Origin of the sequence: Vibrio sp. TMPB1044, assembly GCF_030442075.1 — a bacterium.
Lineage (GTDB): Bacteria > Pseudomonadota > Gammaproteobacteria > Enterobacterales > Vibrionaceae > Vibrio > Vibrio satsumensis.
The window spans coordinates 99,973-123,517 of record NZ_JAUJED010000025.1 but is presented as its reverse complement, the minus strand read 5'-3'; the positions used below and the strand labels follow the sequence as shown (position 1 = coordinate 123,517).

22 protein-coding genes are annotated in these 23,545 nt (G+C 45.1%); 9 read left to right on the top strand and 13 right to left on the bottom strand.

Going from position 1 to position 23,545, the window contains the following annotated elements; genetic code table 11:
- Positions 1–29 precede the first annotated feature (29 nt).
- From xdhB to QQ041_RS18600, 7 genes are all read right to left on the bottom strand, one after another.
- Positions 30–2,420 (bottom strand): xanthine dehydrogenase molybdopterin binding subunit, encoded by a 2,391-nt coding sequence (xdhB, locus tag QQ041_RS18630; protein WP_192891385.1) that lies wholly within the window; start codon positions 2,418–2,420, stop codon positions 30–32.
- Complete coding sequence (gene xdhA / locus QQ041_RS18625) at positions 2,413–3,858, bottom strand: xanthine dehydrogenase small subunit (RefSeq protein ID WP_285954760.1); 1,446 nt, start codon at positions 3,856–3,858, stop codon at positions 2,413–2,415. The genes xdhB and xdhA overlap by 8 nt, the downstream gene beginning before the upstream one ends.
- A gap of 468 nt (positions 3,859–4,326) precedes the next feature.
- On the bottom strand, positions 4,327–5,061 hold the full coding sequence (locus QQ041_RS18620; RefSeq protein WP_285954759.1) for a GntR family transcriptional regulator: 735 nt from the start codon (positions 5,059–5,061) through the stop codon (positions 4,327–4,329).
- Positions 5,062–5,255: 194 nt separating this feature from the next.
- Positions 5,256–5,942, bottom strand: coding sequence for a DNA-3-methyladenine glycosylase I (locus tag QQ041_RS18615; RefSeq protein WP_285954758.1), 687 nt, complete (start codon positions 5,940–5,942; stop codon positions 5,256–5,258).
- 80 nt (positions 5,943–6,022) lie between these two features.
- Complete coding sequence (locus tag QQ041_RS18610) at positions 6,023–6,520, bottom strand: N-acetyltransferase (RefSeq protein WP_285954757.1); 498 nt, start codon at positions 6,518–6,520, stop codon at positions 6,023–6,025.
- Between the two features lie 50 nt (positions 6,521–6,570).
- Positions 6,571–7,197 (bottom strand): HD domain-containing protein, encoded by a 627-nt coding sequence (locus tag QQ041_RS18605; protein WP_285954756.1) that lies wholly within the window; start codon positions 7,195–7,197, stop codon positions 6,571–6,573.
- A gap of 185 nt (positions 7,198–7,382) precedes the next feature.
- Complete coding sequence (locus QQ041_RS18600; protein WP_285954755.1) at positions 7,383–8,042, bottom strand: HAD family phosphatase; 660 nt, start codon at positions 8,040–8,042, stop codon at positions 7,383–7,385.
- A gap of 411 nt (positions 8,043–8,453) precedes the next feature.
- Between QQ041_RS18600 and QQ041_RS18595 the strand changes: the two genes are divergently transcribed.
- A complete protein-coding gene (locus QQ041_RS18595) occupies positions 8,454–9,782 on the top strand; it encodes an anaerobic C4-dicarboxylate transporter (protein WP_017630706.1) in 1,329 nt (442 codons plus the stop codon).
- Positions 9,783–10,004: 222 nt separating this feature from the next.
- Positions 10,005–11,069 (top strand): galactose-1-epimerase, encoded by a 1,065-nt coding sequence (gene galM, locus QQ041_RS18590; RefSeq protein WP_285954754.1) that lies wholly within the window; start codon positions 10,005–10,007, stop codon positions 11,067–11,069.
- Between the two features lie 32 nt (positions 11,070–11,101).
- Here the strand turns inward: galM and QQ041_RS18585 are convergent, their stop codons facing one another.
- A complete protein-coding gene (locus QQ041_RS18585) occupies positions 11,102–12,109 on the bottom strand; it encodes a LacI family DNA-binding transcriptional regulator (protein ID WP_285954753.1) in 1,008 nt (335 codons plus the stop codon).
- Positions 12,110–12,322: 213 nt separating this feature from the next.
- On the opposite strand from QQ041_RS18585, the gene QQ041_RS18580 reads away from it, so the two are divergent.
- Positions 12,323–13,393: a cellulase family glycosylhydrolase gene (locus QQ041_RS18580; protein WP_285954752.1), complete on the top strand. Its 1,071-nt coding sequence runs from the start codon at positions 12,323–12,325 to the stop codon at positions 13,391–13,393.
- 70 nt (positions 13,394–13,463) lie between these two features.
- Positions 13,464–14,852 (top strand): MFS transporter, encoded by a 1,389-nt coding sequence (locus QQ041_RS18575; protein WP_285954751.1) that lies wholly within the window; start codon positions 13,464–13,466, stop codon positions 14,850–14,852.
- Positions 14,853–14,981: 129 nt separating this feature from the next.
- Here QQ041_RS18575 and QQ041_RS18570 read toward each other — a convergent pair whose 3' ends face one another.
- From QQ041_RS18570 to QQ041_RS18560, 3 genes are all read right to left on the bottom strand, one after another.
- Positions 14,982–15,293 (bottom strand): DUF4144 domain-containing protein, encoded by a 312-nt coding sequence (locus QQ041_RS18570; protein ID WP_285954750.1) that lies wholly within the window; start codon positions 15,291–15,293, stop codon positions 14,982–14,984.
- 90 nt (positions 15,294–15,383) lie between these two features.
- On the bottom strand, positions 15,384–16,175 hold the full coding sequence (locus QQ041_RS18565; RefSeq protein WP_285954749.1) for a CLCA_X family protein: 792 nt from the start codon (positions 16,173–16,175) through the stop codon (positions 15,384–15,386).
- Positions 16,176–16,265: 90 nt separating this feature from the next.
- Positions 16,266–16,967 (bottom strand): flavin reductase, encoded by a 702-nt coding sequence (locus QQ041_RS18560; RefSeq protein WP_285954748.1) that lies wholly within the window; start codon positions 16,965–16,967, stop codon positions 16,266–16,268.
- 178 nt (positions 16,968–17,145) lie between these two features.
- Here QQ041_RS18560 and QQ041_RS18555 point away from each other — a divergent pair, with 178 nt between their 5' ends.
- Both QQ041_RS18555 and QQ041_RS18550 read left to right on the top strand, forming a co-directional pair.
- Positions 17,146–18,477 carry a ferric reductase-like transmembrane domain-containing protein gene (locus QQ041_RS18555; RefSeq protein ID WP_285954747.1) on the top strand — a complete coding sequence of 444 codons (1,332 nt, stop codon included), beginning with the start codon at positions 17,146–17,148 and terminating at the stop codon, positions 18,475–18,477.
- 193 nt (positions 18,478–18,670) lie between these two features.
- The gene (locus QQ041_RS18550; RefSeq protein WP_065206759.1) at positions 18,671–19,078 is read left to right on the top strand and encodes a hypothetical protein; all 408 of its coding nucleotides are present in this window, start codon (positions 18,671–18,673) and stop codon (positions 19,076–19,078) included.
- 256 nt (positions 19,079–19,334) lie between these two features.
- On the opposite strand, the gene QQ041_RS18545 is transcribed toward QQ041_RS18550, so the two are convergent.
- Complete coding sequence (locus QQ041_RS18545; RefSeq protein ID WP_285954746.1) at positions 19,335–20,777, bottom strand: N-acylglucosamine 2-epimerase; 1,443 nt, start codon at positions 20,775–20,777, stop codon at positions 19,335–19,337.
- A 302-nt stretch (positions 20,778–21,079) separates the two neighbouring features.
- Between QQ041_RS18545 and QQ041_RS18540 the strand changes: the two genes are divergently transcribed.
- Positions 21,080–21,628, top strand: coding sequence for a DUF2975 domain-containing protein (locus QQ041_RS18540; RefSeq protein WP_285954745.1), 549 nt, complete (start codon positions 21,080–21,082; stop codon positions 21,626–21,628).
- 10 nt (positions 21,629–21,638) lie between these two features.
- Positions 21,639–21,872, top strand: a complete 234-nt coding sequence (locus tag QQ041_RS18535) for a helix-turn-helix transcriptional regulator (RefSeq protein ID WP_146490297.1) — start codon at positions 21,639–21,641, stop codon at positions 21,870–21,872.
- 71 nt (positions 21,873–21,943) lie between these two features.
- On the opposite strand, the gene QQ041_RS18530 is transcribed toward QQ041_RS18535, so the two are convergent.
- Entirely contained in the window at positions 21,944–22,591 is a 648-nt protein-coding gene (locus QQ041_RS18530) for a glutathione S-transferase family protein (protein ID WP_285954744.1), read from the bottom strand.
- Positions 22,592–22,689: 98 nt separating this feature from the next.
- Between QQ041_RS18530 and QQ041_RS18525 the strand changes: the two genes are divergently transcribed.
- Positions 22,690–23,541: a LysR family transcriptional regulator gene (locus tag QQ041_RS18525; RefSeq protein WP_285954743.1), complete on the top strand. Its 852-nt coding sequence runs from the start codon at positions 22,690–22,692 to the stop codon at positions 23,539–23,541.
- Positions 23,542–23,545: the final 4 nt, after the last annotated feature.

The following is a 23,545-nucleotide window of genomic DNA, read 5'->3' as shown; positions in this document are numbered from 1 at the left end:
TGCGCAAACGGTAAGCTATATCAGCCTTATTAAGCCGTTTCTGATTGAGCATCGACCGAAGTCGGGGCTGTTTCAGAGACTTCCTGAATCGCCATCAGAATGCGCTCTGGCGTTGCTGGTGTGTTCAGCTTAGGAATCGCGCCATCAACGGCTACGTAGCTAATCGCATCTTTCAATGCACTCCATACCGACATACCCAACATGAAAGGTGGCTCACCCACGGCTTTCGAGTTGAATACTGTGTCTTCTGGGTTGCTACGGTTTTCCAAAAGGTGCGTTCTGAAATCAATCGGCATATCAGCAATCGCTGGGATCTTGTAACTTGCAGGGCCGTTGGTCATTAAGCGACCTTGTTGGTTCCATACCAGTTCTTCTGTAGTCAACCAGCCAACACCTTGCACAAAGCCGCCTTCGACTTGGCCGATATCAATCGCTGGGTTCAACGAAGCGCCCACATCATGCAGAATATCGACACGTAGAATCTTGTTTTCGCCCGTTAGGGTATCAACGATAACCTCTGAACAAGATGCGCCGTATGCGTAGTAGTAGAACGGGCGACCGCGTGCCTTCTCGTGATCGTAGAAGATCTTCGGCGTGCGATAGAAGCCGGTGCTCGAAAGCGAAATTTGATTAAACCAAGCCAGTTCAACAAATGAGTTGAAGGTCATGATCTCATCGCGGATCTGCACCATACCGTTCTTGAAGATGACTTCTTCAGGCCACACTTTGAAGTGTGAAGAAGCAAAGTCGATCAAGCGCTGTTTAATGGTTATTGCGGCGTTTTGCGCGGCCTTACCGTTGAGGTCGGCGCCCGATGAGGCTGCGGTTGGTGATGTGTTCGGAACTTTGTCTGTGTTTGTAGCGGTGATCTGGATACGTTCGACATCGACTTGGAACTCCTGTGCAACGATTTGTGCCACTTTGATGTTCAAGCCTTGCCCCATTTCCGTACCACCGTGATTCAAATGAATACTGCCATCGGTGTAGATATGGATGAGCGCACCTGCTTGGTTCAAGAAAGTCGCAGTAAATGAGATACCGAATTTCACTGGTGTGATCGCTAAGCCTTTCTTCAATATAGGGCTTTGCTTGTTGAACTCGGCAATTTCTTTACGACGTGCGTGATAGTCACTGCTGCGCTCAAGCTGTTCGGTTATCTCAGGTAAAAAGTTGTCTTCAACGGTTTGGTAGTAGTGGGTCACGTTACGGCCTTCTTCGCCGTAGTAGTTTGCCTTACGTACTTCCAAAGGATCTTTTTTCAGGTAACGCGCAATCTCATCCATGATGTGTTCAATGGTCATCATGCCTTGCGGACCACCAAAGCCACGGTATGCGGTATTCGATGCTGTGTTGGTTTTGCATCGGTGACCGACCACAGTTGCATCACCTAGATAATAGGCGTTGTCTGAGTGGAACATTGCACGGTCTACGATAGAACTTGATAAGTCTGGCGAGTAACCACAGTTGCCTGCAACGGTAATATCGGCACCTTGAATCACACCATTGTCGTCAAAACCGACGGTATATTGGTTGTAGAACGGGTGGCGTTTACCGGTTTGCTGCATGTCTTCACTACGCAGCAAACGCATTTTTGTTGGTCGACCGGTTAGGCTCGCGATAACCGCTGCCATACAAGCTGGAGAGGCCGCTTGAGTCTCTTTACCACCGAAACCACCACCCATACGACGCATATCAATCACGACTTTGTGCATCGGCACGCCAATCACTTCCGCAACCAGCTTTTGAACTTCGGTCGGGTTTTGAGTCGAGGTGTAGACGATCATGCCGCCATCTTCGGTTGGCATCACGCTACTGATTTGGGTTTCTAGATAGAAGTGCTCTTGGCCGCCGATCTCTAGGTCGCCAGAGATCACGTGTTTTGCTTTTGCCAGTGCTGCTTTTGAATCACCACGCTGTTGAGTGTGGCTTTCTGTCACGAAGTGCTCTTTTGCTAGCGCTTCTTTCACATCAAGAATGGCAGGTAGTTCTTCGTATTCAATAATGGCGGCGTGTGCGGCTTTACGTGCGGTTTCTAAGTCGTTAGCTGCCACAGCAATCACAGGTTGGCCGTAATACTCTACTTTGCCATCCGCAAGTAGCGGGTCACCCGGTAGGATTGCGCCGATATCCAGTTCACCCGGTACGTCTTTGGCTTGAATAGCAATCGCCACACCTTCAAATTCGTAACACGGTGATAAATCTATCTTGGTGATGTTCGCGTGTGCTTGTGTGCTCAGGCGTGCGTATACATGCAGCTGATTTGGGAACTCTAGGCGGTCATCAATGTATACCGCTTCGCCCGTTACTTGCTTGGCTGCACTGTCGTGTTTAACGCTTTTACCCACGCCAGTTTTTAGGTCTTGTTTTGCAATGGTAACCATTTCTTCGTGGGTCATCGCATGCTCGTTTGATTTAGACATAAGACGTTACCCTTGTTTCGATTTGGTTGCTTTTGTTCTGTTGTTCAATGAAGTAGCGACGCAGCATGTTGGCCGCCGACAATGAACGGTATTCTTGGCTTGCACGGAAATCAGAGAGCGGCTCAAAGTCGTTATACAGTTCCTGCATCGCTAACTTAATATTAGCGTCTGTCCACGGTTTGCCTAATAACGTATTTTCACAACGAGTTGCGCGCTTAGGCGTTGCTGCCATACCGCCGAAAGCGATACGAGCGTAAGAAACGTTGCCATCTTCGATTTGAATATCAAACGCACCACACACCGCGGAGATGTCATCGTCTAAACGTTTAGACAGTTTGTAAGCTCGGAAACTGTCGTTGGTTGGCTTAGGAATGATGATCTGTTCAATGAATTCACTCTGTTTCTGCGCCGTCACTTTGTAGCTGATGAAGTAATCTTCAATCGGCATCGTGCGTGACTCGTCGCCGCAGCGAAGTTTGATTTTCGCATCGAGAGCAATCAGCAGAGGAGGGGTATCACCGATAGGTGAAGCATTCGCAACATTACCGCCAATGGTGCCTTGGTTACGCACTTGCAGCGATGCAAAGCGGTGCAGTAGCTCACCAAAATCTGGGTAGTGTTTTTTCAGTAGTGAGTAAGAGTCACTGATTGGAAGGTTGGCACCAATGATTAAGTCGGTGTCTGTCTCTTCACATACCTTCATGTCTTCAACAAGGTTTACGCTGATCAGTGTTTCAATCTCACGATGGAATTGAGTCACTTCCAGTGCTAAATCCGTACCGCCAGCAACCAGCTTAGCGTTCGGATGTGCTTGAAAAAGCTTGGCCAACTCATCGGTGCTTTTCGGGGAAAAAGCCGTGAGGTGACCAAGGCGTAAGTTAGCCTCAGTGTCTTGAATGCTTTCTAATTTCTTGATGGTGTTGCGTTCAAGTTCAGCAAATTGGTCTATCAAAGGTTGGTCTGTTGAAAGTGACATCGCAGCATCAACAATTGGGCGGTAGCCAGTACAGCGACATAGGTTACCCGCCAGTGATTCCATGACGTCTTCTTTGCTCGCATCGGGTTTGTTCTTACCTAGCGCAAACATCGACATGATGAAGCCCGGTGTGCAGTAACCACACTGTGAACCGTGAAAATCCACCACTGCTTTTTGCACTGGATGCAGAGAGCGGTCTTTGTTTTGCAAATCTTCTACCGTGATCAGTTGCTTACCATGCAGCGCTGACACAAAAGTTAGGCAAGAATTCACCGAACGGTATTGCAGCTGTCCATCCACTACTTCACCTAGAACTACCGTACATGCGCCGCAGTCGCCTGACCCACAACCTTCTTTGGTACCCGTCTTATTGATCTTGGTACGAAGGTAGTTGAGCACTGTCATGTTAGGTGACAGATTGTCTTCACGTCTTATTTCCTGATTGAGCAAAAAAGTAATCAAGAGACCTCCTTGTATATCGACATATTTCCATGTGTATTCTTTTTGACTTCTAGGTCAATAATTATCCATCCTGACCCTGTGGTCAACTATTTATTCACAAAAATGCAACAAAGAGGCGCTAGTTGAAATTGTATACAATAAATTATCGACTCTATTTGATTGTTTTATAAAGGGTTGTCCGAAGTATCAATCAGTTTGATAATGTGAATGAATTGATGGCGATGTATACAAAATAACGGCAGGGTTTGTAGGGTAGGCGGGGAATGCATTACTGAGGCTAAGTTAGCGGTTCAGGCCAGATTTGATAGGGTTTTAAGAATAAGTGGTATCGATTTTTGTACCGAGTTAGAGAAGGTGGGGCATAAAAAAGAGAAGTGAGTACAGGCGCTCACTTCTCTCTATTTGTTAACAGGTGGTTGCTAATGTTTGTGCTGTAATGTTCTTAGCATCGCTATATCGTTGATACGGCTATGATTTGCTCTTGAGCAGATCAGAGAACACCACATGTAGATCGCTAGAAGCTGTGCTGCTGTCTAAATTGAGCTTTGAACGGATGTGGCTTAAGTGCTCTTGCATCAACTCTACTGCTTGCTCTTCATTGCCTGATTCAATCGCATCAAGTAACCCAGAGTGCTCATCTAAAGAACAGTTTGAATGATTACCTGTTTCGTATTGAGCGATCAGCAGTGAAGTTTGTGACACTAAACTGCGTTGGAAGGCGAGAAGTGGTGCGTTCTCTGCCATTTCAGCCAGTTTGATGTGGAACTCACCAGACAGTCGTAAGCCAGAGCCGTAATCACCTTGGTCAAAGGCGCAATTCTCTTTCGCTACTAATTTTCTACATTCTTCGATTTGAGCTTTGGTCGCGTTTTTCACTGCAAGTTCGGTGATAGCGATTTCCATCACTTCACGCGCTTTAAATATCTGTTTGGCTTCGTCTACCGTTGGCGCAGCAATCATTGCCCCTCGGTTTGGACGGATCACCACAACTTGTTCTAAAGATAGACGTAGCAAGGCACGACGGATGATTGTACGGCTAACACCAAAGATTTCTGCTAGGGCTTCTTCACTTAATTTAGTGGCTGGTGGTAGCCTTTGTTCTAGTATTGCGTCGAAGATATGGCAGTAAACAACATCGTCTTGAGTCTGGCCTGTTACTTTCGTTTTTACACCTTTGGAGACAGAATTTTTGAGAGCTGTCATAGAGATAAGGGCCCTTGTTTAGTCGAGTTGGGTAAGTCGAGAATAATTCATGAGAGTTACTCTATATTGTATACATTTATCTATACAATGCCACCGGATGAAAGTGCGATGCACGCTTATTTGTTAATGACTTATAACATTTAGTTTGCAAGGAACTGCGTGCAATCTAGAGCTTTAAGTCATTCGCCCTAAAACTAGACGCGATTATCACCGCAGCTATACGCAACGATCTGGCTTATTTCGCTCAGGCTACGGCCTGATTGTTGCTGCCACTCATTAAAGGCTTTACCTGCCGCCAGTTGTGCTCGCTTGGTGTTACGACCGCTATCGATAACATCTGTACTACGCAGGTGCGCTTCAACATCAGAAGACAAGATGAAGGTGTCTTTGCCCATTTGACGTAAGGTGTAGGCGCCCGTGTTACCGCCTAAACGCTTACCGTGTTTTTTCAGGTAATCCCAAAGTTCAGTAATGCGTTCTGATGGCCAATCTGCAACCATTTGTGAGAATGAATCGGCTTCACGCTTGGCATTGTGGATCATGGTAGCGTTAGCAGGGATGGTCATCACCTTAGTGAGGTGGCGAATAATACGCGGGTCTTGTGCTTTTTGTTCCCACATCTCATTCGGCAGCATCAGCATTTTTTCGATATTGAATTCAAAGAACACTTCTTCAAATTGCGGCCATTTCTTTCGCACTACATTCCATGAAATGCCACACTGGAATACCTTTTCAGTAAAGGCGGCCAACCAACGATCGTCTGTGATCTGTGATAATTCAGCTTGTGAAAGAGGCGCACGAACAATCTTTTCGAGCTCGGCCGCTCCGCCTTTACGGTGAGCCGCACGTTGATAAATGGTGTCGAATTTTTCTTGGGTCATTGAAGGTTCCAAACTAATGCGAGTTTTTAATATATGGGGTCAAATCTGGTAATTAAAACCAGCCTGACAATTAAAACGAATTAGCCGAGCTGTAATTCCATTTGATACAAGGGCCACGTTTTACCATTGAATTTTTTAACGCTTGGTTCTTTGTCGACAACCTGAAACCCCGCTTTGTCGTAGCAGCGTTTTGCCCCTTGGTTTTGCTTGAATACGGCCAAGGTGATGGTGGTGACATCCGGTATTTCTTTCGCCGCTTCTAAGGCCGTTTCTAGCATCGATTGTCCTAACCCTTTGCCTCGTTGGTTTGGGTGAATCGCAACTCGGCAAAAGCGAAGCTCACTGTCTGACATGCGTTGAAACTCCATAAAGCCAAGTAATTCACCGGTGCTAGAACCAGCATTAGGTTGAGAGAAGGTATATAGCTCAACATGTGGTTCTTGAGATCGTTCGATGATAGAAGTCGCTTCTAACGGCCAACCAAAGGTTCGTCCTCCCCATAGCACGTAATCTTCCAGTGACGTGAACCAAGTGACGATCTCGTCGGCGTCGGATTCCTTAAAGCGATTAATTTCCATATTCGTACTTCTCCCTTGTTGGCTAACTGTTTTTCTAAGCAAGTAAGCCGTTAAACTTCTGTGCTCAACTGATCAAGAAAGCAACGCATATAGTCAGTGCGCTTGTTAGCTTCTAACTTGGCGGATTCTGTATTCATGGTTTCAGCGAGCTTAAACAACTTCACGTAGAAGTGATCGACGCTGTAATGCTTATCATCTAAGTCTCGATGTGCAGCGAACGGGTCTTGATGGTTATAGAGTTCGGCATTAAAACTCTGACCCACATACAGGCAACGTGCAATGCCAATTGCGCCGAGAGAGTCTAGGCGATCCGCATCTTGGACGACTTGAGCTTCCAAGGTTTCTGGTGTGATGTTGGCACTGTAACTGTGAGTGACAATGGCATGATGGATCTCATCAAGATAGGACGCAGGATATTCGATAGATTTGAGATAAGAGATGGCTTTGTCTGCTGCCATTTGTGAGCTTTGAGCGCGGTCTGGGTGGTTCTTGGGAAAGGTGAAGCAATCATGAAGGTAAGCGGCGGGCACCACGACTTCAAGCTTAGCTTGTTCTTGAGTACATAAAGCCTTGGCAGTTTTGACTACGCGCTTAATATGGCTGATGTCGTGCGCGGCATCTTGTGTCATTTCTTGTTTTGCAAAATCAAGCAGTTGGCTTTCAAATTTTTCTATCACGCGTCCCTTTCTCCATTATCAATATTGCTTATCGATCAGTGTCGTTTCATATCGACTTTAACAGTTTCAAGCGCGAGTTTTTATCTTTTATAAAAGGAATACCCACAAAAAAACCGACTCTGTGAGTCGGCTTAATAGAAAGGTTATTCTGTGTTGATTAAAGCGTTATCAACGGTAATAAGAGCCTAAGCTGCAGCTTGTTGAAGCTGCGCTAACACATGATGCAGAGAAGGGCTGATCGTGTGACCAAGCGCTTTTACTTCTTCGCAAGGCTCAACCAAATCAGGGATCTGGAAGCTGATCATGTTGGCTGCCATTGATGCGCGAATACCGTTGTTTGAGTCTTCAAACGCTAGGCAGGTTTCAGGGGCAACACCTAGGCGTTCTGCCGCTAGCAGGTAGATCTCTGGGTGAGGTTTACCGTTGGTCACTTCACAGCCTGTGCTTAGTGAGGTGAAGTAAGAATCTAGGCCAGCCAGCTCAAGCTTCTTTCTAGCGATATCAAGCTGAGTTGAGGTCGCAACCGCGATTGGAATGTCGTTTGATTTCAGCCATTCAAGAAGTTCAATCACGCCATCTTTAACTGGGATAGCCTGGTGCTTAACAATCGCACTGTAGCGAGTGCGCCATTCATTGTTCAATGCTGGGTAATCTAACCCTTCGCCGTAGCCATTTCTAAAGATCTGTTCGATGGTTTTTGCGTTACAGCCAATGATGCCTAGGTAAACATCCTGCAAAAACGGAACACCTTGCGCGTGACATGCTTCTTCAAAAACCTGCATACAAAGTCGCTCGGTGTCGAGCAACAGTCCATCCATATCAAAAATAGCAGCTTGGAAATTCATATCCGTGGTTCTTTCTGTGTTGTCGTGGTGAGGGCGAGTATTTTGACATAGTGTCTAGTGATAGGCGAGTCAACGTTCAGTAAGAATATATCCAATCGGCTCGGCAATATGCTTCTGAATGACTTCAAATGTGATTGATTGTGGTTGAAATAATATCGTTCAGTTATGAGCCTGATATTTTATAGGCCATCCAGATCTAACAGAAACAATTATGACTATTCCACATAACAAATCTAGCTTGTGCGTCTGGCTTCTTATTACATTTCATGAACTTACGGTTCATTTAGCGTGACCATAATCTTAGAAAAAACAATTTGCGAGATTCCGCAATCATAGTGTGACCAAGCAATAAGTAAATGGCTGAGCTTAGGGAGAAAATAACATTAGTCCACATTTTTAGCAGGGTTGCTTATGTTGTATTTTGAGTTTCTATTTTTACTTGTCGTTCTCTATATCGGTTCTCGATATGGTGGTATTGGTTTAGGGGTTGTTTCTGGTATTGGTTTGGTGATTGAGGTCTTTATCTTCAAGATGCCGCCAACATCGCCACCTGTCACCGTAATGCTGATCATTCTCGCGGTGGTAACCTGTGCTTCGATCCTCGAAGCGGCTGGTGGCTTAAAATACATGCTGCAAGTCGCGGAAAGGGTGCTGAGAAAGAACCCGAAACGCGTCACCCTGATAGCTCCGTTCGTGACTTATTCGATGACTTTCCTATTGGGTACTGGCCACGCGGTGTATTCAATTATGCCTATCATCGGTGATGTGGCATTGAAGAACGGGATTCGTCCTGAGCGCCCAATGGCTGCGGCTTCAGTTGCATCTCAACTTGCGATTACCGCATCGCCAATTTCGGCGGCAGTGGTGTACTACTTAGCGCAACTTTCAGATATTCAGCATTCCATTACTTTGCTTTCGATTCTGTTAGTAACGGTGCCTGCAACCTTGTTCGGTACGCTGTTACTTTCTTTGTACAGCTTGAAACGCGGTAAAGAACTGAACGACGATCCTGATTATCAAGAGCGCTTAAAAGATCCTGAGTGGAAAAAGCGCATTGAAAACACCACTGCAACGTCTTTGGATGAAGTGCTTCCAAGCTCAGCGCGTAATGCAGTATTGATTTTCCTATTGTCGATTGTGGTGATTGTTATTGTGGCGATGGTGCCAGAGATCAGAACCATCGTAGACGGCGACAAGCCAATCAAGATGTCGGTGATCATCCAAATGATGATGCTCTGTTTCGGCGGTATCATCTTGCTGGCGACCAAAACTGACCCGCGAGATGTGCCAAACGGCGTGGTATTCAAATCCGGTATGGTGGCAGCGATCGCTATCTTCGGTATCGCTTGGATGTCGGATACTTACTTCCAATACGCAATGCCTCAGTTCAAATCGGGCATCGTGGAAATGGTAACCAACTACCCATGGACGTTCGCACTAGCGCTATTCATCGTATCGGTTGTCGTGAACTCGCAAGCGGCTACTGCACGTATGATGTTGCCTGTTGGCCTTGGTCTAGGGTTAGATCCAGCACTGTTAATCGGCTTGATGCCAGCGGTGTACGGCTACTTCTTTATTCCTAACTACCCATCAGATATCGCTACGGTTAACTTCGATGTATCTGGTACCACTAAGATTGGTAAGTGGTACTTCAACCACTCATTCATGTCGGTGGGTTTAATCGGTGTAGTAGGCGCATGTTGTTTGGGTTATGCACTGGCACAGATTTTTATCGCTTAATCTAGCTCTTTATCACTTAATCTTACTTTTTGTCGCTTAATTAAGCGATAACGAGATAAAACGAAAAACAGCGCCTATTGAGGCGCTGTTTTTGTTTCTGACGCTTGAAAAGGTATGTGAATTAAGTAAAAGGTAATTTAGATCAAAATATTAGCTAATATTATTAGCTATAGGTGGGTTAGTGGTGATATAACGCTATTTTTGTGAGACGAAGAGGTACTAATGATTACTAACTTTGAGCAATTAGAGCAAGACATGGCATCCACTCCATCGTTTGATGGTCAGTTAGCTAAACTGGTCCACCTCAAGAACAGCAATGGAATGAGCGTATCACTCATGGATATTGGAGCTACTTGGTTGAGTTGTTCTATGCCAGTGAATGAAGAAGCTCGAGAGGTGTTACTTCGCTCACCCAATATGGCTGAACATATGGAGCAGAGCTCTTATTTCGGGGCGATTGTTGGGCGTTTTGCAAACCGTATCGCTAAAGGCCAATTCGAACTTGAAGGGAAGCGCTACCAACTCGGGGTTAATAATGGTGAAAACTCATTACATGGTGGAGTAGAGGGCTTTGATAAAAAGCGTTGGAGCATTGTTGAACAAAGTGCACAAAAGGTAGTGTTTACTCTTCTTACCAAAGATGGTGATCAAGGGTATCCGGGTAATCTTGGTGTCAAAGTTACCTACTCTCTAACGGATGACAACCAAGTATCTATTTCTTATGAAGCCAATACTGATAAGATTTGCCCCGTTAACTTAACCAATCATGCTTACTTTAATTTGGCTGGTGAGGCTTCTGGTTCGAAAAGCTTGGATCATGTATTGCAGTTGAGTTCAAGCCATTACTTACCAACGGATCAAGGCTTAATACCGACAGGAGAAATAAAGGCGGTTAAGGATACGAGTTTTGATTTTTCACAAGCAAAGCTCATTGGGCGGGATTTTCTGACTGAGTCGGACCAGAAAATGGCTGGTGGTTATGATCATGCCTTTGTTTTTCAGCAGGAAGTGACTGATGGGGAATCGACAGCAGCGATACTCATATCGCCTAATAAAGACCTTACAATGAGGGTGAAAACAACAAAACCAGCAGTACAATTTTATTCAGGAAACTTTTTGGCAGGGACACCCGGTAAGAGCAAACACTACGAACTGTATGATGGGCTTGCTCTGGAAACACAATACCTTCCAGATGGTCCTAATAAGCCCGAATGGGGTAGTAAGAGAGGTGTATTAAACCCGGAGGAAACCTACCAACATCAAACGGTTTATCAGTTTGAGTTTTAGGTGTTAATGGTGGGCTATGCGCCCACTTTGTCCTACTTGGTCGAGGAGGTACGGATAATCAATTCGCCTTCCACTTTTCGCTTGCTCGATAGCAAGGGTTGCTCCTCAATCAGCGCCATTAAGGATTCAACCGCTAGTTTACCCATATCTGAATAAGGCAACTCAACCGATGTTAATGCAGGGAAGCTTTCCGACGCGATCTGCTGATTGTCGTAGCCAACTACCGCGACATCTTGAGGGATCTTAAGCCCTAGTTCAGCCAGTGCTTGATAGCACCCCATCGCCATGTAATCACTGCCACAAAAGATAGCTTCTGGTGGTTGAGCTAACTTAAACAAAGCTAATGTCTGCTGATGTGCTTCTTTTAATGACCAGTTGGCCTCTGCTAAGTAATCACTGTTTGGGATAATATCTGCATCAATTAACGCCTGACGATAACCTTCGCTTCGTTGTTGGCTCGCAAGCATCCAGTTTTCGCCTGTGAGCATCGCAATGTGACGATAGCCTTGCTGTGTGAGGTGAGAAACGGCTTTGTAAGAACCAATCATATCGGCAGGCAAAATACTTGGTGTATTACTAAGGCTTTCATTGGTGCAATTTAAGAGCACGGTTGGTAGCGTCGTATTAACTCTTTGTTGTTCAAGGTCTCGAGTCATACTCGATGCATAAACCAAACCTGCGTAATCACCGCTGTTGATTTCCGCCTCAATCTTACTCGCTAATACTTCATCGTGGCTGTAATTAAACGTCACTAAAATATAGTCATTCGCCCAAGCTTCTTCACGCGCAGCGTTAATAGCGTCAATGAAAGGGTCATAGCTGGATAGTCCGTTGATAACCAAAGCGACTTTTTTAGGCCGACCTAGCGCATGAGCCACTTTTTTATTTCTATAGCCCAATGATTCTGCGGTTTCAAGCACCTTCTGTTTGGTGGCATCAGCAATCTTGACTGATGTTGAGCCATTTAACACCAAGGATACGGTTGATTGTGACACGCCTGCTGTTGCCGCTATGTCACTCATGGTTACTTTCTTAGCCATTGTTCATCTTATAGATAATTCTCTTAACTAAAGATATTAGCTAAAGATTTCATTCTGGTCATCCTCTAAAGACTTTGATCACAAGTTTCTAACTGAGAAACTTGAAAGCTGTGATGGCTGCCACGTTTACTCCTAGAACGTATAGCGGTTAAATTATTAGCTAATATATTAGCTAACATTATTAGTTAATATATTATTTTTAAGGTGAGTAAGATGCAAAAGTGGTCCGAAGATAAAGCATGGCAATGGCAAAAGGAACATGGCTGGTTGCGTGGCTTTAACTATTTACCGAGAACAGCCGTGAATTGGAATGAAATGTGGCAGGCCGACTCATTTTCACCAGAAATAATGGAACAAGAGTTGGCATGGGCGAGAGAGGTTGGCTACAACACGCTGCGTACCAATTTGCCTTTCATTGTGTGGCAAGTCGACCGCCAAGGACTGCATGAGCGCATTGATCATTTCTTAGATATTTGTGAACGAAACCAGATTAAGGTGATGATGACCCCAATGGATGATTGTGGTTTTTCTGGTGACCACCCATATCTTGGTGAACAAAAGTCACCAGTGCCAGATCTCCACAATAGCCAAGCTGCGGCAAGCCCTGGTCGTAATGTTGTGATGGATAAGTCGCAATGGCGCGACGTTGAGACTTACATTCGCGACATCATCTCAACATACAAAAATGACCCGAGAATTGTCATTTGGGATCTCTACAACGAACCGACCAACCGCATGATCTTTACCAAGAGTGGTGAACTTGCTTACGACGAAGCGATGGAAAGATTCAGCCATGAGTTGATGGTAAAAGCCTTTGAGTGGGCGCGCGCCGAAAACCCAACACAACCGTTAACGGTAGGGGCATGGCACGCTCCGAGCATTTTGGATCGTAGTTTACCTATTTATGAACATCCAACAGACCGTAAAGCAATGGAGCTATCTGACATCATCACGTTCCATGCTTATTTGCCGATAGACCTATTCCACGAAGCCGTTGAAATTATTGAAAAATACAACCGCCCAATGATGTGTACAGAGTGGCTAGCGCGTCACGCTGAATCACATCTTCATGAACAACTTCCTATTTTCCACGATAAATCAATTGGTTGCTATCAGTGGGGCTTAGTCAAAGGTAAGACCCAAACACATCTGCCTTGGCCTGAGATAAAACGCAATGACAGCAACTATGCAAGTCGATGGTTCCACGATCTGCTTGATGAGCAAGGACAGCCATATGACCCAAGCGAAGTGCAATTAATCAAAAGACTCGCAGAAGTGGATTAATTGCCTGTGAGCCAGGCGTAAGTACTGGCTCGTTAGCCAATCTATAATTAACTAAACTGAGACGTGAACTATGACTACTCTACAAAACAAATTAAACAATAAGGAGCTGATGTCCTACTTCGGCTACGGTGTAGGCCAGTGCTTTAGCTTTGGCCTCGTCGGCTCCTTTATTCTCTACTTTTATACCGATATCTTAGGTATATCGCCGATTGCTGCGAGTACGATATTTTTGATTGCTCGTGTGTGGGATGCTGTCAATGACCCTCTGATAGCGGGCTACATGGATACATTAGAATCTCGTTTTGGTAAGTTCCGTCCTTACATGTTGTTCACACCATTCCTTATCGTGTTGGTGACGATCGCTGCTTTCTACAATATTGATGCCGACACTTCAACGAAGGTTATGTATGCGGGTATCACTTATATTCTTTGGGGTACGCTATATACCATCTCAGATGTACCGTTTTGGTCGATGTCCTCTGTAATGACGGATGAGCCTCAAGAGCGCGCGAAAGCGGCAACATGTGCCATGCTAGGTGTAAATGCAGGCATTGGTGCAACGTTAGTAATTTTTCCTAAATTGAGCGCTTACTTCGCTGATGGTCGTGCGGACCAAGGATACTTACCGGCTGTTATCGTATTGATGATCGCTGGTTTGTTATTCATGTTGAACGGCTTTTACAACACCAAAGAGCGAATCTCTACCGCCAGTTGTGAAAAGGTGACCTTAAAGCAGACCTTCCAAGCTGTACGCAAAAATAAACCTCTGTTCTTTATTCTTGCTGCCTTCTTCATGAATGTTTTCTTCAATCTAGTGAATGGCTTATACATTTTCTTTTTCACTTACAACATGGGTGATGTTGGCCTTGTTTCCTTGATTGGTACCATCACTTTGGTGAGTGCTATCGCTTGCTTAGCTACACCAGTGTTGACTAAGCGCTTTAAAAAGCGTGATATTTTTATCGCTCTTTGTGTACTGGAAATTATTGCTCGAATTGGTTTTTACATGACCGGCTATGATAGTCAGATTGCAGTGATGACATGGCTTGCCGTGATAACAGGCATCTTCATGATGACTAACCCTCTTATTTCGGCAATGATCGCAGACACCGTGGAATACTCTTATTATCACAGTGGTAAACGTACAGCGGCGATTACCTTCTCAGGTCAGACATTTACAGGTAAGTTGTCTGTTGCTGTAGCGGGTGGCTTAACTGGTATTATCTTAACGATGATTGGTTACGTGCCGAATGCAGAACAAACAGAAATCGCATTAGACGGTATGTTTTTCTGTGTTGCTCTTTTGCCCGCTCTTGGTGCTTTAGTGCGTATTTTTATCATGTCTCGTTACACTTTTACGGAAGACCAGCATGCAATCTTGCGTGAGAAACTGCAACGTGGTGAGTTTGCTGAAGGGGTCGTAGAGCAACTAGCAACAACTCAAAAGGCGACGACTTAATCGGTTTAGTCGGGATGACTAAGTGATTTCGGAAAAGAAAGGTCAAGCAGTGTTGCTTGACCTTTTGCATATCTTTTCTTGGAGCTGAAATCGTATTTATAGCTGAATGTGGAGTATCACTGAGGGCTGTCAGGCCAACGAGTGAATTGCTTCTTCGATAGTCAGGAAGTGGATCTTCATCAGACACATTCCTGCTTTCTGGAACTCGTGATTTCGAATCAGTTTGGTCACGTTTTCAGTCGAATAACGCTCAGGTCGTTTCGCTAGAGACAGTTGATTTGAACTCGATTGAAGCGAATAGCTGTCGCCAACTGAATCGATGAGATAATCCTCTTCACCTAAGATCATGTCTGAGCATTCTGCCTGAAATTCTTTTTCGGATGCGACGTAAATAAGTTCATCATCACCGTCGAGTTTTACTAAAGATGGCCAACTGATCATTACTGCCTCTAAATCATGTGTGTTGAAGTTTGTGTCGACTATAAACAGTTTTGAACCTTGGATCACCTATTGTCCTGACTGTTCAAAACGTTACTTACTTAAAGACCGCCCTAATGGTGCAAAATAGCCTTGCATCGCATTGTAGATTTCCTCTCTATGAGCGAGGTCGGGGTACAGAGGGAACATATCTGGTTTGGTTGTGCCATCAACTAGGTAACTGTTTTCGATATCTGAGCAGGATTCAATCGCGGATTCAAAAGCGCGAGCCATCATTTCTGTGGGTAGTGAGAAGTAACGGGCAGACGTTGCCTTGTCGGCAATAACACTGCGCGCAACGTAGTCGTGCTTATCCAGGTTGTTGTCGCTGAGTAGTGTGGCATCGAACAGAGACATCAAACTCTCGTTTAATGGGTGAGGTCGCACCTTTCTATCGTGTAACCAACAGTCGCTAGCGAACAAGATGTGTTTTCGAGGACCTGAGGTGTCACCAATCTCAAACGCTTTTTCGGCAATATAGTGGTCAAACGCATGCCAAAACTCGTGGGCGAGTGCACCAGCACCAGCGTTCTTGGCAAGGGCTAATTCTCGTTGGTTCGGTGCGTAGTGTGCTTGCACGCCTTTTCTGCCACCACTGCCAAACGCTAAGCCTAATGTGCCGCGCAGGCCAATGGCTTCTGGCGGCAGAGCCAAGATGTAAGCCAAGTCTGCAAGCGAGTCGAATATCAGATTCGCAGCCAGCTCTTTCTCTTCTTTGGTTACCCAAGCACCCACGCGAATACTGCCCATACCAAAGGTCTGCTTGATGTCCATGAAAGACACCTGATCACCATGGCGATAGTCTGGGCCTTTGCGAGTCTTGTATTTAAAGTGGGTTAACTTCAAAAGAGTCCTTGGAAATGGTGGTAGATGCAGTTTAGAACTGTTGTGTGCGCATTAGGTTAAGCTTAGAAAGTTAACACCTTTGTGACTAAATTACCGAACAAAATGAGTTAGGTTGTGTTCGAAAGCCTCCCATGAGGTTGGGGTACCTTCGTGGGTCAGCGGAAACAGAGACTTATTTGGCTTGGCGTAACTCAATCGGTGAAGCCTTTGGGTGACGTGGTAGCTATCGAGCCCTGAAATCGTGACTAAATCTAGCGCTTCTAAATCAAGGTAGCCATCCGGCATCACGGCACGCTTGGGTGCTTGAATCGTAATAACCTCTCCAATCAGCATCTGGGTTTGATTACTCTCTATTGATATCTGTTCTTTCAAAACCAGCCCTATCTTGAGTGCACTTTCTAATACAAACGGCGCGGGAAACATGTCGTCATAATAAGGGGTGAGCCCGACGGCTTTGAATTCGGATGCCGACTTTGGATAACGAGCCGAGGTTTGATGCGCTTTTTGAACAAAGTCAGCGCTGATGCTGTTGATGGTGAAGTGCTGAGTTTCTTGGATATTCTCTGATGTGTGGCGACGGCTCTCTGCTGGCCGAACTATGAAGCCAAACAAAGGTGGGTTTGACCCTAGATGAACCACAGAGCTCACCACAGCAAGATTTTCTAGCCCTTGTTTATCACACGTACCAATCAGGTTTGCGCTCTTGAACCCCGATAAGGAGTTAATTAAGCGAGCGCGCTCTCGCTGATCCATCGTTTGTATATCTTGTCTTGAAAGGGTCATGTCCTTCATATCTTCTCTTCTTCTCATTTTTGTTTTCGACGATTTGTTTACTAACCAAATTATATTTACGCGGAAGCCCCCTCTAACGATCAGCTGAGCGTGTGCCTTTGCATAGATTTACGTATGTTGACGTCGCTTTACATCACGCAAGCTAAAGTAATGATGTCGTCTTTATGAGTGTTAAAAAATGAAAACAGTCCGCAATATCCTCTGGGCAATGATTGCCATAATGTCAGCCTTTTGGTTTGCGATGGAACCGCAACTCTTCGCTTCAAGCAACGTATTTGAATGGCGCTCCGCCATGATTCAGTACTCGGGTATTTTGTCTCTGATGTTAATGTCCATCACCATGATCTTGGCGATGCGTTTGCCTATGGTTGAGAATTGGCTCAACGGCATGGATAAAGCGTATCGAGTCCACAAATGGTTGGGTATCGGTGGCGTAGCTCTGGGTGTGACACACTGGTTGTGGTACCAGATCCCTAAGTGGCTAGTGATGTCTGGAGTGTTGGCTAAGCCTGTTCGCCATGATGGTTCCGGCCCGGCAAGAACTTTGTCTGGTTGGGAAGCGTGGGTCAATGGGCTACACGGTTTCGCTGAAAATATTGGCGAGTGGGGTTTCTATCTATTGCTTGTTTTACTGGTGGCGTCGTTGTGGGCGGCAGTGAAATACAAACCGTTTAAATTGTCACATCGCTTGATGTCTGTCGCGTATCTGTTGATCGCGTTTCACTCGGTATTACTGCTCAAACATGCCTATTGGGGCCAGCCTATTTATTACCTAACTGTGACTTTTGCTTTGGTTGGGTCTATCGCGGCGATTTACAGTTTGTTTGGTTTTGTAGGGCGTCGTAATCGTCACTCTGCTGCTGTTTCTTCCACTCGATATTTTCCACAAGCCGAAGTGATGGAGTTGGTGCTAAAGCCCGATACATCTTGGCGAGGACACAAAGCAGGGCAGTTTGCGTACTTGCGCTTCGGCAATGAAGACCCGCACCCGTTTACCATTGTTTCGGGCAGCGAAGATTCAGAACTGCGCTTCTTGATTAAAGAGTTGGGTGACTTTACTAATGGTCTTTATGAACGAGTAAATGCGGGCGATGCGGTTACGGTGGAAGGGCCTTATGGTCGACTTGAGTTTGACTTAAGTAAGCCACAAATTTGGATTGCGGGTGGTGTCGGGATAGCGTCATTTTTTGCAACGCTTGAAGCGCTCAAAACAGAGAAGACTCACTCTCACATCGAGCTGTTCTATTGTACTCGTGGTGTCGATGAGCATTTAGTGGATGAGTTATGGCACCTTGCACATCAAGTTGGAGTGAATTTGAACGTGATAGACACCTTGCATTCACCTCGATTAAACGCTGAACGCATTGCTCATCAGTGTGGTGATTTAAACGATTATGAACTGTATTTCTGCGGGCCAGAGCTGTTCTCAACATCGCTTAAAAAAGAACTCGATGCGTGCAAGTTCAATGTTGACCAGAATTATCACGAAGAGCTGTTTGTGATGCGTTAAAAAGACCGAATGAGGTATCAATAGCGTCAAGTTTGGCTCTTCGTTGCGGTGTTGGGGGAGCTGTCTGATTTGGCGTTATTGATACTTAACTACAAGCTCTAATTAAAAAGGCAAAAGTTACTCAATTTTTTATTGCAGCGGTTTGCTATTGAGCGATACCATGTACGGCTGTTTTATTGGTAAAGATTGCAAAATGTCAGATGAAAAGCTCGCGCTAGAGTGGATGCGTCAACAAGCGCATAGAATTGATCCATATGTTATAAATCCATCATTTGATGAGTGTGTCGAACTGCTTGAACCTGCTTTCAAAAAAGGGAAAAGTGTCGCGCAGCTAAAATATCTATTATCAGAAGCCGATCGCCGAGCTGGCGCTGCCGAGCGTAAACATGCCGCCTTAAAGTTCGCCAAAGAAAAAAGCCCGAAGGCAGGCCAAAACCTTCGTCTGCAAAGCAAGCTTCAGCAAGTTCAGTTAGCGCTAAAGCTAGCAACTGGCGACAACAACATGACCATATCGCAGTTTTGTTCTGAATATGATGTTAGCAAGCGGGACGGTAACGTAGCGTGGAATGAAAAGCTGGTTGAGCAGAACAAGAAGAAGTGATTTTCGCAATGCCTTATGCTTTTTGAAGTGATAAATGATAAATGATAAATGATAAATGATAAATGATAAATGATAAGTGATAAGGCTTCATCGCTCAAATACCAATTTCAAACCCTACCAATAAATGCCGTTCAACTGTGTTTTAAAAGCCTGAAAAGCGTCTTCTCTTCTCAGGCTTTGCTAACGGCTAGTCACTCATCTTTTCCGTCTTAACCGCAAATCACTGCTAAAAGTATCGATTAGCGAATTTCATATATTACGGTCGAATGTTATTGAAACTGACCTTCTGCGTTCCATCAACTTGACTCTCCAACTCCACCACATCACCTTGATAATAGTAAGGTTCCATTGGCATCTTGCTGTTGGTTGGCCTTGCGTAGTGCAATACCGCGGGTTGGTCCTCAACTTGCTGCGCGTACAAATAACCAATCAACGCGTGCTCAAATTGATGGTAGCCGTTGCCCCAATGAAAAGCCTTAGTACGCTTAGGTTCAAGCCCGACACCGCCGTATTTGTGGTCAACCCACACATCATGAAAGGTTGGCAGGGTGTATTGCAGAACTTCTTTCATTGAACCATCAACAAGCGATACCGTCATTGCGGCTTGATCGAGCTCTGCCCATTCCCATGATGACGCCCAATTAGTGTTTGGCTTGCTTTGCCACCCAGTAATCTCTTGTCCTTTCCACGTATTCTGAAGTTCCTCGCCAAAATATTGGGAGACGTTCACGAACTCTTTCTGGTATTGAGCTTGCTCTAAGGTGTGTTTCATCCCTTGGATGCCAAATTGCGACCATTCAGAGTTATTCAATGTTTGGCCTGTCAGATAAGTCATCCAATACGCTTTGATGGTGTGCCCAAAATCGTTGTGATTGGCGTTCGGCATCATGGCTGCTTTGCTGTGAATGGCACCGTAGAAGCGTTGTTCATCTTCAGAGTGGTAGTGCTCAACCATGGTTTTTGTCAGCCAATTCAGATCATCAAGCCATTTCGATTTGATAGGCTCTTTTAGCAGGGGTGCTACTAACAGCATGTAGCCGTTAATCTGGTCAAGCTGTGCAACCAACTCCCGCTGAGTGGCTTTGCCATCTACGCCGTCAGTAAGTACCCACGCTAGGCCGCTGTTGTCGTTAAGTCGATATTTATTAAAGATAAATGCTTGTTGGGCAATGAGCGCTTCCTCTACCTGCTTGTCTTGGGTTAGGTAGTAGTACATTGCCAATCCAACTAGTGCATACGCTTGATCTTGAGCCGTTCGCTGTTGCCACTCAAGCCCAGATTTCCCACCTTTGGTAAAGCTGATGAAACCGCCATTTTGTTTATCTTCTAAGTGTTCAATAAGGTAGTAAGCCCCTTGCTTAGCGAGCGCTAATGCCTGCTTATCACCAGTCAGGTGGTATAGCACGCCATATGCGTAGGTTTGGCGTGATTTCATCCGAGTGAACTCTTTGCCAAAGTGTGGCGTGATCCAGCTTCTGTTCAATTCAGGACAAACATTAGTCACATCAAGCAATGTTCCATCATCACAACGAAAAGTAGGGAAGTTGCCTATCGGTTCGCCCTGAGCGCTCGGCATCATCCAATAAGGCGCAAGCCCTTCAGAAGCATGATTGATCCAGTCTTGTCCAGAGGGAGGGGTGACGTTGGCAGATACAGCTAAGCTTGTGACACTGAGGAATGCGATAGAGGTTCGTAACATGATGTTTATCTTAACGAATTGGATTTTGTTGAATATAAACAATCAGGTCTGCACATTGTGGTTCGGTGATCACAGTCGACAAAATTATTGCGATTTGGGTAAAGGTTCAGGTGATTGGTGGTTAAGTGAATCGACTCGAGAGCGAGCTAGGGCCTTGATCATTAACTGATAAATCTAACGCTATTTTGTTTCTTAATTAAAATGTTAAAAGGTAATAAATTATCGAAAAACGATAATTTATTATTGATCATCATTTGATTTGATCTTGGTATCCTCCTGTCAACTTAACAGGAATATTCATTATGTCTAACATCCAAAAACAGAGCCGACGTGTTCGCATGCTATTGCAGTTCTTTCTTGTACTTACTCCTATCATGGTGTGCTACTTCTGGTTAACCGTTGAGACTCCCTATGACTTTATAAGTGCGACAGGTATTTTTTATCTCACCTATGACATCGGGAGTTACACGATGTTGCCGCTTACTATGACAACAAGAATGGTTGCTGCGTTCACAAGTTTAGCGATGTCCAGCATCCTGATATACGCACTAATGGTTCTGATACGTTTATTTCGCAACTATGAGCGAGGCGAAATCTTCTCTTTGGAAAACGCAATGTCATACCAGAAACTCGGGTATAGCTTTTTCTATTGGGTATTTGGGTCGGTTATCTATGGTTCATTGATGTCAGTGATTTTGTCGTTCAATAATCCACCAGGTGAGCGTATCTTTGAGATTAGTTTTGTGGGTATGGACTTTTTGACACTTATATTAGGTATGATTATCTTGATCATCTCATGGGTGATGAAAGAGGGTTATATTTTGGCCGACGAACACAGCCACACGATTTAAAGGACTTGTCATGACTATCTGCATTAATTTAGACATTATGATGGCCAAGCGGAAAATGCGATTGAAGACATTGGCAAAAGAAGTAGGGATTACAGAAGCCAACTTGTCGGTGTTAAAGAATGGCAAGGCCAAAGCGGTAAGGCTATCGACACTTGATAAGTTGTGCGAAGTGTTAGAGTGCCAACCTGGTGACATATTGGAATTTGAAGCGAATGTTCACCAAGACAGCGTTACTTCCGAGTAGCGAGTCAGCGGATCGTATTCACTAGTAACAACAATGAGTCTCGACGCTATTCGAGACTCATTCTCTCCAAACTAAACAGGTTCTCCCGCCTCGTCTTCTTCAACGATATCCTTTTCTAAACTCGCCTCCGCCAACCATTTTTTTATAGACGGGCTATTCAACACTCGTTGTTGATACTGTCGGGCCTTGTCCGAAAGCTTGATGCCATAGGTTTCGACTCGCAGCGCTACAGGTGCAAACATCGCATCAGCAATCGACCATTCACCAAATAGCCAGCCCTCTGGGTATTGCTCCATTTGCTCTGACCAAATGGCATCGATGCGAGCGATGTCTTTTAGTGCACCTTCACTCAAAACCAATTTTCTTTTGGCTCGGCAATTCATTGGTAATTCATTTCTGATGTTGAAAAAACCAGAATGCATTTCTGCCGAGATAGCTCGGGCCAAGGCGCGTTCAGCGACAGAAGTTGGCCACGCAGCACCGTCTAAATAGGCATCGTTCACGTATTCGAGAATCGCTAAGGAATCCCACACAGCAACGTCACCATCGACCAGAGTCGGGACTTTCGCAGTCGGTGTTACTGAGGCAAGAGTGTCGTAAAAGTCAGAGGTGAAAAGCTTGAGCTTGATAACTTCTGTATTCAAGTTGTAGTTGTCGAATATTAGCCATGCGCGCAGTGACCAAGTTGAGTAGTTCTGATTAGCGATATAAAGCTGCATAGATGCTTCCTTGCATTTGGTGGGGATGCTTTTGAGATTAAGGGATTGTATTGCTGCGCACTAACGGATAATTTTGATGCAATACATTAATAAAAACGATGGGTGGTTATTTCAATATGGATATTGATGCTTTGCGAGGCTTTCTCGCGTTTGTGGAGACCAGCAGTTTTACACGTGCTGCGAAGCAGATTAATCGCACCCAATCGGCCTTTAGTGCTCAGATGCGCAAGTTAGAAGAAGAACTGAACGTCACCCTGTTTCAAAAGGAAGGACGCAACCTGGTTCTGACTGAGGCGGGCTTGGCATTGCGTTCTCATGCGGAGCAGCTCGTCGCACTCCACAATACGGCATTGAAACAAGTAAAGCGTTATGAAGACAAACAGCCCTTGAGGTTAGGTTGCCCTGAAGACTATAACGACACCATTCTGCCGAAAGTCATTCGTGTGTTGCAGAAAGCAGAACCTACCTGTTCTATTCAAGTATTCAGCTTACCAAGCATTACGCTCAGAGAGTGGTTGGATGATGGCCGATTAGATGCCGCGATTGTGACCAGAGCACCTGACAGTGAAGAAGGATATTGGTTGACCAATGATGTCGGAGTGTGGATAAGCAGTTCTGATTATGTCTTGGATGACTCCAAGCCTGTTCCATTAGCTCTATTTCAGACTGACTGTAAATACCACGCTGCGGCGGTAAATGGTTTAACTAAGCAGGGGATACCCTATCAATTACTAGCCTGTAGTAACACGGCTTCAGCTCAGCGCGCTATCGTCAAAGCAGGGTTGGCGATTGGAGCTATGGGTAAGCTAAGCGTCACTCCGGAGCTGAAAATCCTTGATGATATGCCACCATTGCCTTCGGTTGATATCGTGCTGATCTTAGCGAGCAAGCACCACCCTGTATTAGATAAAGAGGTACTCAATCAACTTGTCGAGTTGGATTCTGATTAGCTTT

What these genes read in the sequence shown, in the direction of transcription:
- xdhB (WP_192891385.1), bottom strand. Translation starts at nt 2,420, where the DNA reads ATGTCTAAATCAAACGAGCATGCGATGACCCACGAAGAAATGGTTACC.
- QQ041_RS18575 (WP_285954751.1), top strand. Translation starts at nt 13,464, where the DNA reads ATGACTACTCTACAAAACAAATTAAACAATAAGGAGCTGATGTCCTAC.
- QQ041_RS18550 (WP_065206759.1), top strand. Translation starts at nt 18,671, where the DNA reads ATGTCAGATGAAAAGCTCGCGCTAGAGTGGATGCGTCAACAAGCGCAT.
- QQ041_RS18530 (WP_285954744.1), bottom strand. Translation starts at nt 22,591, where the DNA reads ATGCAGCTTTATATCGCTAATCAGAACTACTCAACTTGGTCACTGCGC.
- QQ041_RS18555 (WP_285954747.1), top strand. Translation starts at nt 17,146, where the DNA reads ATGAAAACAGTCCGCAATATCCTCTGGGCAATGATTGCCATAATGTCA.
- QQ041_RS18600 (WP_285954755.1), bottom strand. Translation starts at nt 8,042, where the DNA reads ATGAATTTCCAAGCTGCTATTTTTGATATGGATGGACTGTTGCTCGAC.
- QQ041_RS18610 (WP_285954757.1), bottom strand. Translation starts at nt 6,520, where the DNA reads ATGGAAATTAATCGCTTTAAGGAATCCGACGCCGACGAGATCGTCACT.
- QQ041_RS18525 (WP_285954743.1), top strand. Translation starts at nt 22,690, where the DNA reads ATGGGTGGTTATTTCAATATGGATATTGATGCTTTGCGAGGCTTTCTC.
- QQ041_RS18570 (WP_285954750.1), bottom strand. Translation starts at nt 15,293, where the DNA reads ATGATCAGTTGGCCATCTTTAGTAAAACTCGACGGTGATGATGAACTT.
- QQ041_RS18585 (WP_285954753.1), bottom strand. Translation starts at nt 12,109, where the DNA reads ATGGCTAAGAAAGTAACCATGAGTGACATAGCGGCAACAGCAGGCGTG.
- QQ041_RS18545 (WP_285954746.1), bottom strand. Translation starts at nt 20,777, where the DNA reads ATGTTACGAACCTCTATCGCATTCCTCAGTGTCACAAGCTTAGCTGTA.
- QQ041_RS18595 (WP_017630706.1), top strand. Translation starts at nt 8,454, where the DNA reads ATGTTGTATTTTGAGTTTCTATTTTTACTTGTCGTTCTCTATATCGGT.
- QQ041_RS18580 (WP_285954752.1), top strand. Translation starts at nt 12,323, where the DNA reads ATGCAAAAGTGGTCCGAAGATAAAGCATGGCAATGGCAAAAGGAACAT.
- galM (WP_285954754.1), top strand. Translation starts at nt 10,005, where the DNA reads ATGATTACTAACTTTGAGCAATTAGAGCAAGACATGGCATCCACTCCA.
- QQ041_RS18615 (WP_285954758.1), bottom strand. Translation starts at nt 5,942, where the DNA reads ATGACCCAAGAAAAATTCGACACCATTTATCAACGTGCGGCTCACCGT.
- QQ041_RS18535 (WP_146490297.1), top strand. Translation starts at nt 21,639, where the DNA reads ATGACTATCTGCATTAATTTAGACATTATGATGGCCAAGCGGAAAATG.
- QQ041_RS18540 (WP_285954745.1), top strand. Translation starts at nt 21,080, where the DNA reads ATGTCTAACATCCAAAAACAGAGCCGACGTGTTCGCATGCTATTGCAG.
- QQ041_RS18620 (WP_285954759.1), bottom strand. Translation starts at nt 5,061, where the DNA reads ATGACAGCTCTCAAAAATTCTGTCTCCAAAGGTGTAAAAACGAAAGTA.
- QQ041_RS18560 (WP_285954748.1), bottom strand. Translation starts at nt 16,967, where the DNA reads ATGAAGGACATGACCCTTTCAAGACAAGATATACAAACGATGGATCAG.